The organism is Diaphorobacter sp. B2A2W2, assembly GCF_056730635.1.
In genome coordinates this window covers 410,686-424,726 of sequence record NZ_JBWZOR010000003.1, presented here as the reverse complement: position 1 = coordinate 424,726, position 14,041 = coordinate 410,686, and the positions used below count along the sequence as shown (strand labels likewise).

General features: G+C 67.7%; 11 protein-coding genes. 3 read left to right on the top strand and 8 right to left on the bottom strand.

From position 1 onward, the window contains the following. Positions 1–68: 68 nt before the first annotated feature. A complete protein-coding gene (locus tag AC1PPL_RS08110) occupies positions 69–1,235 on the top strand; it encodes a GGDEF domain-containing protein (RefSeq protein WP_479973036.1) in 1,167 nt (388 codons plus the stop codon). A gap of 30 nt (positions 1,236–1,265) precedes the next feature. On the opposite strand, the gene pgi is transcribed toward AC1PPL_RS08110, so the two are convergent. Together pgi and tal are read right to left on the bottom strand one after the other, a co-directional pair. Next, positions 1,266–2,882 (bottom strand): glucose-6-phosphate isomerase, encoded by a 1,617-nt coding sequence (gene pgi / locus AC1PPL_RS08105; RefSeq protein WP_479973035.1) that lies wholly within the window; start codon positions 2,880–2,882, stop codon positions 1,266–1,268. Then, complete coding sequence (tal, locus tag AC1PPL_RS08100) at positions 2,879–3,829, bottom strand: transaldolase (protein WP_012655675.1); 951 nt, start codon at positions 3,827–3,829, stop codon at positions 2,879–2,881. Before tal ends, pgi begins: the two co-directional genes overlap by 4 nt. 194 nt (positions 3,830–4,023) lie before the next feature. On the opposite strand from tal, the gene zwf reads away from it, so the two are divergent. Together zwf and AC1PPL_RS08090 are read left to right on the top strand one after the other, a co-directional pair. Then, the gene (gene zwf / locus AC1PPL_RS08095) at positions 4,024–5,499 is read left to right on the top strand and encodes a glucose-6-phosphate dehydrogenase (RefSeq protein WP_047350970.1); all 1,476 of its coding nucleotides are present in this window, start codon (positions 4,024–4,026) and stop codon (positions 5,497–5,499) included. After that, the gene (locus AC1PPL_RS08090; RefSeq protein ID WP_088887581.1) at positions 5,493–6,338 is read left to right on the top strand and encodes a MurR/RpiR family transcriptional regulator; all 846 of its coding nucleotides are present in this window, start codon (positions 5,493–5,495) and stop codon (positions 6,336–6,338) included. The genes zwf and AC1PPL_RS08090 overlap by 7 nt, the downstream gene beginning before the upstream one ends. Before the next feature lie 270 nt (positions 6,339–6,608). Here AC1PPL_RS08090 and AC1PPL_RS08085 read toward each other — a convergent pair whose 3' ends face one another. The 6 genes from AC1PPL_RS08085 to AC1PPL_RS08060 all read right to left on the bottom strand — a co-directional run bounded on the left by AC1PPL_RS08085 (position 6,609) and on the right by AC1PPL_RS08060 (position 14,001). Next, complete coding sequence (locus AC1PPL_RS08085; RefSeq protein WP_011804144.1) at positions 6,609–7,103, bottom strand: YbhB/YbcL family Raf kinase inhibitor-like protein; 495 nt, start codon at positions 7,101–7,103, stop codon at positions 6,609–6,611. Between the two features lie 78 nt (positions 7,104–7,181). Then, complete coding sequence (locus tag AC1PPL_RS08080; protein WP_479973034.1) at positions 7,182–9,095, bottom strand: bifunctional metallophosphatase/5'-nucleotidase; 1,914 nt, start codon at positions 9,093–9,095, stop codon at positions 7,182–7,184. Between the two features lie 177 nt (positions 9,096–9,272). Next, positions 9,273–10,307, bottom strand: a complete 1,035-nt coding sequence (locus AC1PPL_RS08075) for an ABC transporter ATP-binding protein (protein WP_047350968.1) — start codon at positions 10,305–10,307, stop codon at positions 9,273–9,275. Further along, a complete protein-coding gene (locus AC1PPL_RS08070; RefSeq protein WP_172206219.1) occupies positions 10,304–11,281 on the bottom strand; it encodes an ABC transporter ATP-binding protein in 978 nt (325 codons plus the stop codon). The genes AC1PPL_RS08075 and AC1PPL_RS08070 overlap by 4 nt, the downstream gene beginning before the upstream one ends. A 188-nt stretch (positions 11,282–11,469) precedes the next feature. Continuing rightward, on the bottom strand, positions 11,470–12,381 hold the full coding sequence (locus tag AC1PPL_RS08065; RefSeq protein WP_011804140.1) for an ABC transporter permease: 912 nt from the start codon (positions 12,379–12,381) through the stop codon (positions 11,470–11,472). A gap of 48 nt (positions 12,382–12,429) precedes the next feature. Beyond that, positions 12,430–14,001: an ABC transporter substrate-binding protein gene (locus tag AC1PPL_RS08060; protein WP_479973033.1), complete on the bottom strand. Its 1,572-nt coding sequence runs from the start codon at positions 13,999–14,001 to the stop codon at positions 12,430–12,432. Between the last annotated feature and the right edge of the window lie 40 nt (positions 14,002–14,041).

Genomic DNA, 14,041 nt, shown 5'->3' with positions numbered 1-14,041 from the left:
TAATTCATTGCTAGCGGTTCACTCTGGCCGTACCGACATCGCACGGCTCCTTCGCGGGAGCCTCCGCCATGCACACGACCCCTCGCCGTCTCTTTCCCTGCATCCTCTCCCGCGACCCCTACCGGCGTGTGCGCGTCGGCATGGCGCTGCTCGCGCTGCTGCTGATGAGCTCCAGCGCCCTGGTAATGCTGTTGCTGCACCACCCCAGCGCAAACCACCACCTGGACGCTGTGCGGTGGTGGGCGGCGCTTTCGGTGGGGGGGCTCGCAGTCATCACGCTGCTGATCCGCACCGGCTGGTCCGAGCGGTTGCGCGATCCGTCTCTGACCCTGGTTCAAATGGCGTGGACCATCACCAGCGGCGCCGTGGCTTACGTGCTGGCAGGGGAAGGCCGAGGCGTGGTGCCCTCCGTGCTGGCCATGATCCTGTTCTTCGGTGCGCTGGGCCTGTCGCCGCGCCAGGTCGTGGGCATCGGGCTCTACGCGATGGCGGCGTTCTCGGTGGCGGTGGTCGTCTCGCCGCGTTTCTACGCAACAACGTTCGACGTCATGGATGGCGCCTACGCAGCCATGATCCTGATCGTGCTGGCCGGGTGCATGGTGGTGAACCTGCGCGTGCAGCAGATGCGCCAGCGCCTGGACCGGCAACGTAAGGCGCTGGCCGAAACCCTCGCGGAAAACCGGGCGCTGGCCATGCGCGACGAGCTCACGGGCCTGTACAACCGCCGCGCCATGGTCGAGCTGATCCAGCTGGAGTGCCGGCGGCGCCGCCGGGGGCAGGGCACGTTGTTGTTCGCCATGATCGATGTGGACCATTTCAAGCGCGTCAACGACCACCACGGCCACGCCATGGGCGACCATGTGCTGCGGGTGTTCGCCGACGCCCTGCGCGCCAATGTGCGCGAAGCCGATGTGCTGGCGCGCTGGGGCGGCGACGAGTTCCTGCTGCTGCTCAGCGACATCGAACCACGCAGCGCCCAGACCCTGCTGGAGCGCACGCGCGAAGCCATCGCTGCCCTGCCCGTGCCCAACGCACCGCCGGGCCTGCGCCTGAGCATGTCCGCCGGCCTGGCGCTGCACCTGCCCCATTCGTCACCCCAGGAAACGCTGGAGCGTGCCGACCAGGCGCTCTACGCCGCCAAGGACCAGGGCCGCAACCGGGTCGTCCTGGCTCCAGAACTCCAGCCGGCGCCTGTAGATGATGCGCCGGCCATGCCCCAGGCAGCGCGCGCCTGAGCCCCGTCAGAGCAGGAAGCGCACCCCGTTTCAGGCCGCCAGACGGCGCAACAGCCCCGCGCTGGACGGGTCCAGCCCCTGCACATCACCCGTGGCCAGACGCGGCTCCAGATCCTTGGCGATGCCTTTGCCCAGTTCCACACCCCACTGATCGAAGCTGTTGATGCCCCAGAGCGCCCCGCTGGTGAACACCCGGTGCTCGTACAGCGCGATCAGCGCGCCCAGCGACGCCGGGTCCAGACGCTCCAGCACCAGAAATGTGCTCGGCCGGTTGCCGCTGAAGCGCCGGTGTCCGTCGGCCTCTTCGGGCCGCCCCATCATCAGCGCCCGGGCCTGTGCCAAAGCGTTGGCCACCAGACGCGGGTGCTGGTCCGGCAAATCACGCCCCGGCTCGCGCAGCGCGATGAACTCCACGGGCACGGTGTCGGGCCCCTGGTGGATCATCTGAAAGAACGCATGCTGCCCATTGGTGCCCGGCTCGCCCCAGACCACGGCAGAAGTGGCATAGGGCAGCGGCTGACCGTGCGCGTCCACCCCCTTGCCGTTGCTCTCCATCTCCAGTTGCTGCAGGTACGCGGGCAGGCGGCGCAGGCCATGGCTATAAGGTGCCATGCTGCGGCTGGAGAAGTCGTGGAAATTGCGGTACCACAGGTCCAGCAGCGCCAGCCGCACGGGCAGGTTGGATTCCAACGGCGCGGTGCGGAAATGCTCGTCCATCGCATGTGCACCCGCCAGCAGTGCGCGAAAGTGCGGCGCACCCACGGCAATGGCAATCGGCAGCCCGATGGCGGACCACAGCGAATAGCGTCCGCCCACCCAGTCCCAGAAGCCCAACGTGGTGGTGATGCCGAACTGCGCCGCCGCTTCCAGGTTGGTCGTCAGTGCATAGAAATGGCGCGCCAGCGGCAGCCGCGCCCGCGCGTCCTCGCTGCCGCCCTGGTCCAGGAACCATGCACGCGCCGCCTGTGCGTTGGACATGGTCTCGGCGGTGGTGAAGGTCTTCGACGCAATGAGGAACAGCGTGCTTTCGGGCCGCAGCTGGCGCAACAGGCTGCCCAGCTCCATGCCGTCCACGTTGGAGATGAAGTGCAGGCGCTTGCCCGGGTGGCGCAGGTCGTCCAGTGCCTTGACCACCATCGCCGGCCCCAGGTCCGAGCCGCCGATGCCGATGTTCACGATGTCGGTGATGCCGTCGTCAGCGCGCACGCGCTCGGCGAGGGCCAGCATGTCCTCCAGCGTGGAGTGCACGTCGTGCAAGGCAGAGGCAATTTCAGGCGCTACTGTATCGATAGCTGCTTGCGCTTGACCTTTATGCCCTGGAGCCGGTTTTCGCAACAACCAATGCATCACCGCGCGCTGCTCGGTGTTGTTGATCGGTCGGCCCTCGAACATCGCATCGCGGTAGGCCACCACGCCGCATTCACGCGCCAGCTGCAGCAGCAGCGCTTCGGTGGGCGCGTCGATCAGGTTCTTGGACAGGTCCGCAAACACATGCGGAGCGTCCTGGCTGAAGCGCTCGAAACGCTGCGCATCCTGCGCAAATGCGGCGCGCAGGTCGAAGCTGCGGCCGGCGCTTTCGTAATGGGCACGCAGGCGCTGCCACGCGGTCGTGTGGTCGCAGCGGGTGCGGGGATCGTCAAAATTCATGCAGCGGCTTGCATCAGTTGTTCCAGCTTGGCCGCGTCCGCCGCAAATGCGCGGATGCCTTCGGCCAGCTTCTCGGTGGCCATGGCGTCGGCATTGAGCGCATAGCGAAAGCCCGCCTCGTCGTACTGCACGGGTTGCAGCGCGACGCGGCGTGCCGCCTCGGGGTCGAGCACGCGTGCCACCGGAGCATCGCTGGCGGCCAGCTGGGCCAGCAGTTCGGGGGCAATGGTCAGCAGGTCGCAGCCCGCCAGCGCGACGATCTGCCCGGTGTTGCGAAAACTCGCACCCATGACCTCGGTGCCGATGCCGAAGTGCTTGTAATGGTTGTAGATGGCGCGCACGGACTGCACGCCCGGGTCATTGGCGCCGGCCATGGCGGCCTCGTCCCAGTTTGCGCCGGCCTGCTTCTTGTACCAGTCGTAAATGCGTCCGACGAAGGGCGAAATGAGCTGCACCTTCGCCTGACCACAGGCCACCGCCTGTGCAAACGAAAACAGCAGCGTAAGGTTGGTGTGGATGCCGCGCTGCTCCAGTTGGCGCGCGGCCTGGATGCCCTCCCACGTGGCGGCGATCTTGATGAGCACGCGGTCGATGTGCAGCCCTTCGGCCTGGTACAGCTCCACGATGCGCTCCGCACGCGCCACGGTCGCCGCGGTATCGAACGACAGGCGTGCATCCACCTCGGTGGACACGCGCCCAGGGATGATCGACAGGATCTCGCAACCGAAACGCACGATCAGGCGGTCCATCAGCTCGTCGATAGCGCGGCCATGCCAGCGCGTCACACAGTCCTTGAGCAGCGGCGCGTACTCGGGCTTTTGCACGGCCTTCAGGATCAGCGAGGGGTTGGTGGTGGCGTCTTGCGGCTGGAACTGGGCCAGCTGCTTGAAATCGCCGGTGTCGGCCACCACGGTGGTGTACTGCTTGAGCGCGTCGAGTTGGTTCATGGCGTGTTGTCCAGGGAGAAAGGCGCGGGGAGCCCAGCCCCGGCGCGTAACCGGCAAGTGTATGCGCGGCCACGGCCCGCCCCGTGTCGGTCAATGCCGACCATGAAACTCGATAACATCGTGCACTGGATACGGAGCACATGCGGGCACCGTTTTCCCATCGATCAACCTCTACACATTACCGCAGCTGGCTCATGAGCTTTGATCTGGTCCTCTTCGGCGGCACGGGCGACCTCGCCTGGCGCAAGCTGCTACCTGCCTTGTTCCAGGCCTTTCGCCACGGGTCGCTGCCGCCGCAGGGGCGCATCATCGGCGTGGCGCGCGACGCGCTGAGCGACGGCGACTACCGCGCGCTGATTGCCCGGCGCTTTGCCGATGTGGAGGGAGAAAAGCGCCCCAGCGACGAAGAATTCGAACGCTTTGCCGCGCTGTTGCAGTACCAGCGCATGGATCTGTCCCAGCCAGAAGATTACGCCCTGCTGGCGCGGCGCCTGCGCGAGCGCCACGCCGACACGGTGGTGATGTACCTGGCCACCGCGCCCGCGCTGTTCACCACCGTCTGCGAGCAGCTCGGCGCTGCCGGCCTGGCGACGCCCGCCACCCGCGTGGTGCTGGAAAAGCCCCTGGGGCACGATTTGGCTTCCAACCGTGCCATCAACGCCGCGGTGCGCAGCGTGTTCGACGAACGGCAGATCTTCCGCATCGACCACTACCTGGGCAAGCCCTCGGTGCAGAACCTGCTGGCGCTGCGCTTTGGCAACGCGCTGTTCGAGCCCCTGTGGCGGCGCGAGACCGTCGCCAGCATCGAGATCACCATGGCCGAGCAGCTGGGCGTGGAGCAGCGTGGCGCCTTCTACGACCAGACCGGCGCGCTGCGCGACATGGTGCAGAACCACGCGCTGCAACTGCTGTGCGCGATCGCCATGGAGCCGCCCATCAACGCCCATGCCGATGCCATCCGCGATGAGAAGCTCAAGGTGCTGCGTTCGCTGAGTACGTGGACACCCGCCACGCTGCTGCAGGACGTGGTGCGCGGCCAGTATTCCACCGGCACCACGGCCTGCGAGGGCGTGCGCGCCTATGCCGATGAGGACGGCGTGGCGCCCGGCAGCACCACCGAAACCTTCGTCGCCCTGCGCACCGAGATCGCCAATTGGCGCTGGGCGGGCGTGCCGTTCTACATCCGCACCGGCAAGCGCCTGGCCGCGCGCGAGGCACACATCGCCATCAACTTCCGCCCCACGCCCCACGCCATCTACCGCACGCCGCTGGGCGCGGCCAACCGCCTGGTGATCCACCTGCAGCCGCGCGACGGCGTGGCGCTGCACCTGTTTGCCGCGGGGCAGGAAAAGCGCGGCATGCGCATTTCCGAAGCCCAGGCGCTGGCGCCCGTGCAGCTGGACCTGGACTTCGACCAGCGCTTTGGCAGCCAGCGCGTGGGCGCGTACGAGCGGCTGCTGCTGGACGTGATCGCCGGGCGCCTGAATCTGTTCGTGCGCGCCGACGAACAGGAAGCCGCCTGGCATTGGGTGGAACCCATCATGCAGGCCTGGGCCGAGCAGGACGCCCGTGGCGAAGGCCCGCGCCCGTATGCCGCTGGCAGCTGGGGCCCCAGCGCCGCCAGCGCGCTGGTGGCCCGCGAAGGACACACCTGGATGGAAGAATGCTAGACCGCATCACCGCTTCCCTGCCATCGCTCGCCCCCGCCGAGCAGCGCGTGGCCCAGCTCGTGCTGGACGACCCGCGCGCCTTTGCCCACCTGCCGGTGCGCGAGCTGGCCGTGCGCGCGCGCGTCAGCAAGCCGACAGTGGTGCGCTTTTGCCGCAGCATGGGCTATGACGGCCTGGCGGACTTCAAGCTCAAGCTGGCCGGCAGTGTGAGCGAGGGCGTGCCCTTCATCCACCGCAGCGTGGACGCCGACGACAAGACCAACGACGTGCTGGTGAAGGTGGTGGACAACGCCGTGGCCGCCTTCCTGCAGTACCGCAACGCCGCCAGTACCAATGCGCTGGAGCGTGCGGCCGAGGCCATCGCCAGCACCTGGCAGACGGGGCGGCGCATCGAGTTCTACGGCGCGGGCAACTCCGGCATCGTGGCGCAGGACGCGCAGCACAAGTTCTTTCGCCTAGGCATCACCAGCATCTCCACCAGCGACGGCCACATGCAGGTGATGAGCGCCACGCTGCTGGGCCCGGGCGACTGCGCGGTGATCATCAGCAACTCGGGCCGCACGCGCGACCTGATGGACGCAGCCGACATCGCGCGCAAGAACGGCGCAACCACCATCGCCATCACCGCCAGCGGCTCGCCGCTGGCACACACCTGCCGCATCCACCTGGCGGCCGACCACCCCGAGGGCTACGACCGCTACAGCCCCATGGTCTCGCGCCTGCTGCACCTGCTCATCATCGACGTGGTCGCCACCTGCGTGGCGCTGCGCATCGGCGAGCCGCTGCAGCCGGTGCTGCAGCAGATGAAGAACAACCTGCGGGCCAAGCGGTATACCTGAAGGTATCCCCCTGAGCGGCTGCGCTCCTGCGCCGCTTCCCCCTCTCTCTCTACGCGCTGCGCTACCGGAGGGGGGACACCGCCAGCGCCCGGGCCAAGCCCGTTGCGCGGCGGTTGCTGGGATGGGGCGCGCCAGTTCCATGCCGTGCGCGCTATGGCGAAGCACAAAAACAATAGCTGCTACCGCCTGTCCTGCTTGGATTTCAGGCACAAAAGCATCTGAAATCAAGCAATAACAAGCGGTAGCAGCTCTCTTTTTCAGAGCGTCGTTTCAGCGCCCGTAGGTGGCGGTGAAGCTCGCCTTGGCCAGGGTGTGGGCGTTGACCATGAAGCCGGCGAGCGCGGCGGGGGCGTCGTCGGGCACATCGATACGCTCCACCGACAGCGCATGCACCGTGAAGATGTAGCGGTGCGGCTTGTCGCCCGGTGGCGGGCACATGCCGCCCCAGGCGTACTGCCCGTAGTCGTTGCGGATCTGGCGCGCGCCAGCCGGCAGGTGGGCGCCGCCCTTGGCGCCGGCGTTGGCGGGCAGCTCACTCACCGAAGCCGGCAGATCGATCACATACCAGTGCCAGAAGCCCGAGCCCGTGGGCGCGTCGGGGTCGTACACGTTCACGGCAAAGCCCTTCGTGCCCTCGGGCGCGCCGCTCCAGCGCAGCACGGGCGACTGGTTCCGACCGCTGCAGCCAAAGCCGTCGAACTCGAAGCTCTGTGCAATGGTGCTGCCGTCGGCGATGTCGGGACTGGTGAGGGTGAAGGCGGTCATGCGCGGTACTCCTGGGGTTCGTTGACGGGAAACCGTCAGTATGCCCGCGCATTCCCGCCGTTCACTTCACTGGTCCCGTCACTGCCCCGCGAAGCTCTTGGTGCTGTAGAGCTCGTGCGGCAGCCGGTTCAGCACGGGCAGGCCGGTGGCGGCGTCGCGCGGCTGCTTGTCGATGTAGCTGAAGAAGACATCGGCATCCAGCACGCCGATGTCCAGGCGCCGCGCCGCGGGCACGGCCGCCAGCGTCTTGTAGCCGTCGCCGCCCGTGGCGTTGAAGCTCAACACGAAGAGCCTGTAGGTCTTGGCCGGATCGATCGGCCCCCAGGTGCCGGTGGCGGCGTTGCGCACTTCGAGTCCGGAGGCGCGCTGGCCGAAGGCGGCCGAGGCGTTCACGTCGAAGCGCAGGCCGCCGGTATAGGGATAGGGCCCGGTCGAGCCGCCCGCCTTGAACACGGCCTCCAGACCGTCTTCGAGCATGGATTTCACCTCCGCGCCGGTCACGTCCAGACGGAACAGCATGTTGCCGAAGGGCAGCACCTGGATGACCTGCGCTGCCGTCACCGTGCCGTCCAGCGCAATGCGCACACCGCCGCCGCTTTGCAGCGAGATGTCGGCGCCGCCGTACTTGGCATTGCCCTCGTCCACATAGGCCTGCGCCACCAACTGCTGGATGTCGCCGCCGCGCAGATGCACGCTTCCCTCGGCGTTGCATGTGGGGCTGGAGCCGCCCGAGCCGGGATTGCCCGGCACACGGCGGAAGCACAACTCCTTCGGCACCACCGCCACGTTGGTCTTGTTGAAAACGGCCACGCGGTCCTTGAACGGCTGCAGCGCCGTGGTGGCAGCGGCGGCTGGCTGCGTCACGCGCAGAAAGCCCTTGGCCGCCACGTCCGCATCGATAGCCTTCTTTTCGGCGTCGGTCGGGGGCAATTTGTTGATGGTGAAGTCGCTACCGATCAGCACATGCGGCGTGCCACTGCACTGCGTGACCTCGCCCTTGCCGTCAAAACGCACCTTCAGCTCGCCCACCACCTGCGCGTATTCCCAGGCCTGCACCACGCAGACGTTCTTGCCGTCCTTGTCGGTCACGCGCGTGGGATAGGCGCCACTGGGCGTGCCCACGCCCGTGGTCTTGAGCGCGTCGGGGCCCAGCAGCGTGTGCGAATCGCCGCCCACGATCACGTCCACGCCGCTGAGCTTGGCGGCGATTTCCTTGTCGTAGCCATAGCCCACGTGGCTCATGACGATGATCTTGTTGATGCTCTGGGCGCGCAGCTTGTCGATCTCACGCTGCGCCGCCGTGACTTCGTCCTCGAAGGTGGTGTCCGCGTCGGGGCTGGACGAGGCCTTGGTCTTGCCCGCAATCGTCAGGCCGACGATGCCGATCTTCTGGCCGCTGCGCTCCACCACGGTGGAAGGCTGCACGTAACCGGGTGCCTTGGTGGCGTTGAGCGCCGAGCCGGCACCGAACTTCACATTGGCGCTGAGCACCGCCGTCTTGCAGGCCCCCTTCTTGAGCAGGTCCAGGAATCCCTTGAGGCCCGCGTCACCCTTGTCGAACTCGTGGTTGCCCAGCGTGAAGGCGTCGAAGCACACGGTGTTCATCAGCGCGGCATCGGCCTCGCCGTCCGCGCCCGCGCGGTTGAAGTACAGCGTGCCGGTGAGCGCGTCGCCCGCATGCAGCTTGAGCACGTTGGCGCCCGCGGCCTTGGCCAGGCTGTCGAAGGCCGCGGTGACGCGTGCAAAGCCGCCGGCTTCGACGGCCACGTCCACAGGCGCGGCGCGGCCCGTGGACAGCTTCAGCGTCTTGGACTTGGCGTCCAGCGTGGAGTGGTGGTCGTTGATGTGCAGGACGGTCAGCTCCAGCGGCTGGGCCTCGTCGTCATCGTTGCCACCGCATGCCGCCAGCACGCCACACGCCGCCAGCGCCACCGCGCCCATCCGCACCCGCCGCCCGTAGGGCTTGTTGGCCCATTGCATCCACGAACCCATGTTCTCGCTCCCTGTTGAATCGTTACAGAGTGGAGATGGTGGGAAGCAAGGATGACAGCGCCGTGAAAGCCCCACACGCGCGCCCGCAGAACAGGGGGCGCGGCCCCTTTTTGCTCACAAAAAAAGAGCATTTACCGCTTGCTGCACAAGCGTTAGGGCCGTTTTTCTATCAAGCCCTCATACCGCCAACTCCGCCAACGGGATGCGTTTTTCCTGCACGCCGTGGCAGGCCACGCGCGTGCCGCCGTCGTCGATGAGCTGGGGGCGCTCGGTGCGGCAGCGGTCGTTGGCGTAGGGGCAGCGTGGGTTGAACGCGCAGCCCGGCGGCGGGTTGAGCGGGTTGGGCACCTCCCCTTGCACGGGCGTGCGCGCGCGGCCGGTGTCGTGCATCTTGGGGATGGCGTCCAGCAGCATGCGCGTGTAAGGGTGGCGCGGGTTCTCGAACAGCACCTTCTTGTCGGCCAGCTCCACCAGCCGGCCCAGGTACATCACGCCCACCTGGTCGCTCACGTGGCGCACCACGGCCAGGTTGTGGCTGATGAACAGGTAGGTGAGCTGCCGCTGGCGCTGCAGGTCCTTCATGATGTTGAGCACCTGCGCCTGCACCGACACGTCCAGCGCGCTGGTGGGTTCGTCGCACACCAGGAACTCGGGCTCGGTGGCCAGGGCACGCGCAATGGAGATGCGCTGGCGCTGCCCGCCCGAGAACTGGTGCGGGTACTTGGCCATGTCCAGCGGCGACAGGCCCACGGACTGCAGCAGTTCGCCCACGCGCTTCTTGAGCTGTGCAGCGTCGGTGATGAGACCATGCTCGCGCAGGGGCTCGCCGATGATGTCCTCCACCAGCCATCGGGGGTTCAGGCTGGCATAGGGGTCCTGGAAGATCATCTGGATGCGCCGGCGCATGGCGCGCGCATCCTTGCCCTTGAAAGCGGCGTGCGCGTCCTGCCCGTCGAAGGTGAGGCCGCCGCGCGTGGGCTCGTACAGCCCCACCAGCAGGCGCGCCACGGTGCTCTTGCCGCAGCCGGACTCGCCCACCAGGGCCAGCGTCTTGCCGCGCTCAATCGTGAATCCCACGCCGTCCACCGCATGCAGCAACGCGCGCGGCTTGCGCTCGATGACCCGGTTGAGCCAGGGCGCGGAGACATCGAACGTTTTGGCGAGGTCGTGCGCCTGCACCAGCGGTGCGGTGGTGGTCGTCGTGGAGCTCATGCAGCCACCTCGCTCGTCACGTCGTGCAGCCAGCAGGCGGCCTGCGTAGCGCCGGCGGGCATGAGGTCGGGGCGCGCCTGGCGGCAGCGGTCGAAGGCGCGCGGGCAGCGCGGGTTGAAGGCGCAGCCCTCGGGAATGGCGTTCAGGCGGGGCATGGCTCCGTCGATCTGGTTGAGGCGCTCGCGGTCCTGATCCATGTCGGGAATGGACGCCATGAGGCCGGCGGTGTAGGGGTGGGCGGGCTGGTTGATGACCTCGTGCACGGGGCCGATTTCGGCCACGCGGCCGGCGTACATCACGGCCACGCGGTCGCAGGTCTCGGCGATCACGCCCATGTCGTGGGTGATCAGCATCACGGCCGCGCCGCGCGTCTTGCAGATGCTCTTGAGCAACTGGATGATCTGCGCCTGGATGGACACGTCCAGCGCCGTGGTGGGCTCGTCCGCCACGATGAGCTGCGGCTCGGCCGCCAGCGCCAGGGCAATCACCACGCGCTGGCGCATGCCGCCCGAGAACTGGTGCGGGTAGTGGTCGATGCGCTGCTCGGCCGCGGGAATGCCGGTGTCCTTGAGCAGGTCGATGGCCCGCTGGCGCGCCTGCGCGGCGCTCATGGGCAGGTGGGTGAGGATGGTCTCCACCAGTTGCTGGCCCACGGTATACAGCGGGTTGAGCGAAGTCAGCGGGTCCTGGAAGATCGCGCCGATCTTGCGCCCGCGGATGTGGCGCATCTGCTCGTGCGGCAGGTTGTCGATGCGCTGGCCCTGCAGCACGATCTGGCCCGAGGCCACGCGCCCCGGCGGCTCCAGCAGACCGATGATGGACGCGCCCGTGAGCGACTTGCCCGCGCCGGACTCGCCCACCACACCCAGGATCTCGCCCGGCGCGATGGAGAACGACACGTTGTCCAGCGCGCGCAGCGTGCCGCGGCGGCCAGGGAATTCGACGACGAGGTTGTGGACTTCGAGAAGTGACATATCAGTTATCCAGTGCAGTGCGCGCCGCCCGCATTGCATGAAACGGGCGCCCTCCAAAACGAGAGCAGCCGAGCAGGGGTCCGGGCCGGCCGCGCCGCCCCGCAGCGAGGGCTGCGCCCCCCTGCCCGCATGGCGTAGCCATGCGAGAGCAGGAGGAAGGCGCAAAGCGACTCAGGGGCCGTTCCATTTCAGCGCAGGCGCGGGTTGAGTGCATCGCGCAGCCAGTCACCCAGCAGGTTCACGGACAGCGCGATCAGCACCAGCATCACGCCGGGGAAGACAGTGATCCACCACTCGCCGGAGAACAGGTAGTCGTTGCCGATGCGGATCAGCGTGCCCAGCGAGGGCGACGTGGGCGGCGCGCCCACTCCCAGGAAGGACAGCGTGGCTTCGGTAATGATGGCCGTGGCCACCTGGATGGTGGCCAGCACCATGACCGGCCCCAGCACATTGGGCAGCACATGCTTGCGCATGATGCGCAGCGGCGAAACGCCGGTGACGCGCGCGGCCTGCACGTATTCCTTGTTGCGCTCCACCAGCGTGGAGCCGCGCACGGTGCGCGCGTACTGCACCCAGCCCGTGAGCGAGATCGACAGGATCAGCACGCCGAAGGCCAGCGAATCGGGCGCGTTGGGGAACACCGCACGCCCCACGCCGGCAATCAGCAGCGCGATCAGGATGGCGGGGAACGACAGCATCACGTCGCACAGGCGCATGAGCACGCCATCCACCCATCCGCCGCGAAAGCCCGCCACCAACCCCAGCGCCACGCCCACGACGACCGACAGCGCCACGGAGGCCAGGCCCACCACCAGCGATATGCGCGCGCCGTAGATCAGCGCCGAAAGGATGTCGCGGCCCTGGTCATCGGTGCCCAGGGCGTACTTCCAGGTGCCTTCGGCCTGCCACACGGGTGGTAGGCGCGCGTCCGACAGCTCCAGCGTGCTCAGGTCGAACGGGTTGTGTGGCGCCACCCAGCCGGCAAAGATGGAGCAGAACACGCACACGGCGGCAATCAGCGCCGCGATGATGGCCACGGGCGAGGTGCGAAAGCTGTGGGCCACGTCGCTGTCGTACCAGCGCAAGAGCGTTTGTTTCATGGGCGAAGGGTCAGGCAAAAAAGGGGGGAAGGCGGCAAGGTCGTACGGTCAGGGGCCCACGCCCATCCACTTGAAAGGCATGGTGTTGTCGGCCATCTGCACCAGGCGGATCTTCTTGGACACGCCCCAGGCCAGGGCCTGCTGGTGCAGCGGGATGTAGGCAATGTCGGCGGCCTGCAGCAGCAAAGCCTCGCGCAGCAGCGCGTCGCGCCGGGTCTTGTCGGTCTGCGTCTGGACCTGCAGCAGCAGCGCATCCAGCCGCGGGTTGCAATAGCCCCCCAGGTTGAAGTGGCCCGCGCCCTCGCCGCGCGGGCAGGCCGCCAGCGCGTTCAGCGCACCGTGTGCGTCGTAGGTGGAGGGCGTCCAGCCCATCAGGTAGAAGCCCGCGTCGCGTCGCAGGATGCGCGGGTAGTACTGCGCCTTGGGCTCCGCGCGCACCGTCACGCGCACCTGGAGGGTCGCCAGCTGTGCAGCGATGGCGGTGCACAGCGCTGCGTCGTTCACATAGCGGTCGCTGGGGCAGTCCAGCGTGAGCGCGAAGCCCTCGCCATAGCCGGCCTGCGCCATGAGCGCGCGAGCGGCCGCCACGTCGTGCGGCAGCCGCTTGACGTCGGGCTGAAAGCCATTGACGCCCGGTCCCACGATGAGCGCGGCCGGCGTGGCGGCGCCGCGCATCACGTTCTTGATGAGCGCATCGATGTAGATGGCCTGGTAGAAGGCCTGGCGTACGCGCCGGTCCTTGAAGGGGTTGGCGCCGCGCACGCTGGCGTACGGCAGCTCGTCGCTGTGCTGGTCCATGCCCAGGAACAGCGTGCGCAGCTCGGGCCCCGTGACCACGCGAACCAGTCCGGCGGCGCTCACGCGTTCGATGTCCTGCACAGGCACGGGCTCCATCACGTCCACGCGGCCGGCCAGCAGCGCGGCCACGCGCGCCTCGTTGTCCGGAATGGGCAGGAAGACGACTTGGCGTGCGTTGCTCTCGATGGTGCCCCAGTAGCGCATGTTGCGCTCGAACACGGTGCGCTGCTGCGGGCGGCGCTCGGCCAGGCGGAACGGCCCCGTACCGTTGGCGCGCAGCGCGGCGGCCTGCCCCGCGGCCCCGCGTGCCTCGCCTACCTGCGCGATGCCCTGCGCCTCGCTCCAGCGCTGGTTCATCATGTAGACGTGCGACAGCAGGGCCGGCAGCAGCGGCGTGGGCTCGCGGGTTTCGATCTCGATGGTGTGCGCGTCCAGCTTGCGCACCTCGCGCACGCCGCTCAGGTAACTGCGCATGTCCGAGCCGTCGGACTGCGCGCGCCGCAGCGAAAACACCGCATCGTCGGCCGTGAAAAGCGCACCGTCGTGGAAGGACACGCCGCGGCGCAACTCGAAGCGCCATACGGTGGGGGTGGTCGCACGCCAAGCCAGTGCCAGCGCAGGCACCAGGCTCAGATCCTTGTTGCGTCCCACCAGAGGCTCGTACACATTGCCGGTCAGGCTGAGCTGCAGCGATTCATTGAGCGCATGTGGATCCATCGACAGCGCATCGCCCTGGTTGGCCACACGGATGGTTTGCGCATTAGCTACCAAAAATATAGCTGCCAGCGCCTGCAGTACAAGCGCCAGGGCCATATTTCGCATCCAGACCGTGCTCCGCATCATGCTGCTGTACCGTGCGGTC

What these genes read in the sequence shown, in the direction of transcription:
- AC1PPL_RS08085 (WP_011804144.1), bottom strand. Translation starts at nt 7,103, where the DNA reads ATGACCGCCTTCACCCTCACCAGTCCCGACATCGCCGACGGCAGCACC.
- AC1PPL_RS08075 (WP_047350968.1), bottom strand. Translation starts at nt 10,307, where the DNA reads ATGAGCTCCACGACGACCACCACCGCACCGCTGGTGCAGGCGCACGAC.
- AC1PPL_RS08065 (WP_011804140.1), bottom strand. Translation starts at nt 12,381, where the DNA reads ATGAAACAAACGCTCTTGCGCTGGTACGACAGCGACGTGGCCCACAGC.
- AC1PPL_RS08080 (WP_479973034.1), bottom strand. Translation starts at nt 9,095, where the DNA reads ATGGGTTCGTGGATGCAATGGGCCAACAAGCCCTACGGGCGGCGGGTG.
- tal (WP_012655675.1), bottom strand. Translation starts at nt 3,829, where the DNA reads ATGAACCAACTCGACGCGCTCAAGCAGTACACCACCGTGGTGGCCGAC.
- AC1PPL_RS08090 (WP_088887581.1), top strand. Translation starts at nt 5,493, where the DNA reads ATGCTAGACCGCATCACCGCTTCCCTGCCATCGCTCGCCCCCGCCGAG.
- AC1PPL_RS08070 (WP_172206219.1), bottom strand. Translation starts at nt 11,281, where the DNA reads ATGTCACTTCTCGAAGTCCACAACCTCGTCGTCGAATTCCCTGGCCGC.
- zwf (WP_047350970.1), top strand. Translation starts at nt 4,024, where the DNA reads ATGAGCTTTGATCTGGTCCTCTTCGGCGGCACGGGCGACCTCGCCTGG.
- AC1PPL_RS08110 (WP_479973036.1), top strand. Translation starts at nt 69, where the DNA reads ATGCACACGACCCCTCGCCGTCTCTTTCCCTGCATCCTCTCCCGCGAC.
- AC1PPL_RS08060 (WP_479973033.1), bottom strand. Translation starts at nt 14,001, where the DNA reads ATGCGAAATATGGCCCTGGCGCTTGTACTGCAGGCGCTGGCAGCTATA.
- pgi (WP_479973035.1), bottom strand. Translation starts at nt 2,882, where the DNA reads ATGAATTTTGACGATCCCCGCACCCGCTGCGACCACACGACCGCGTGG.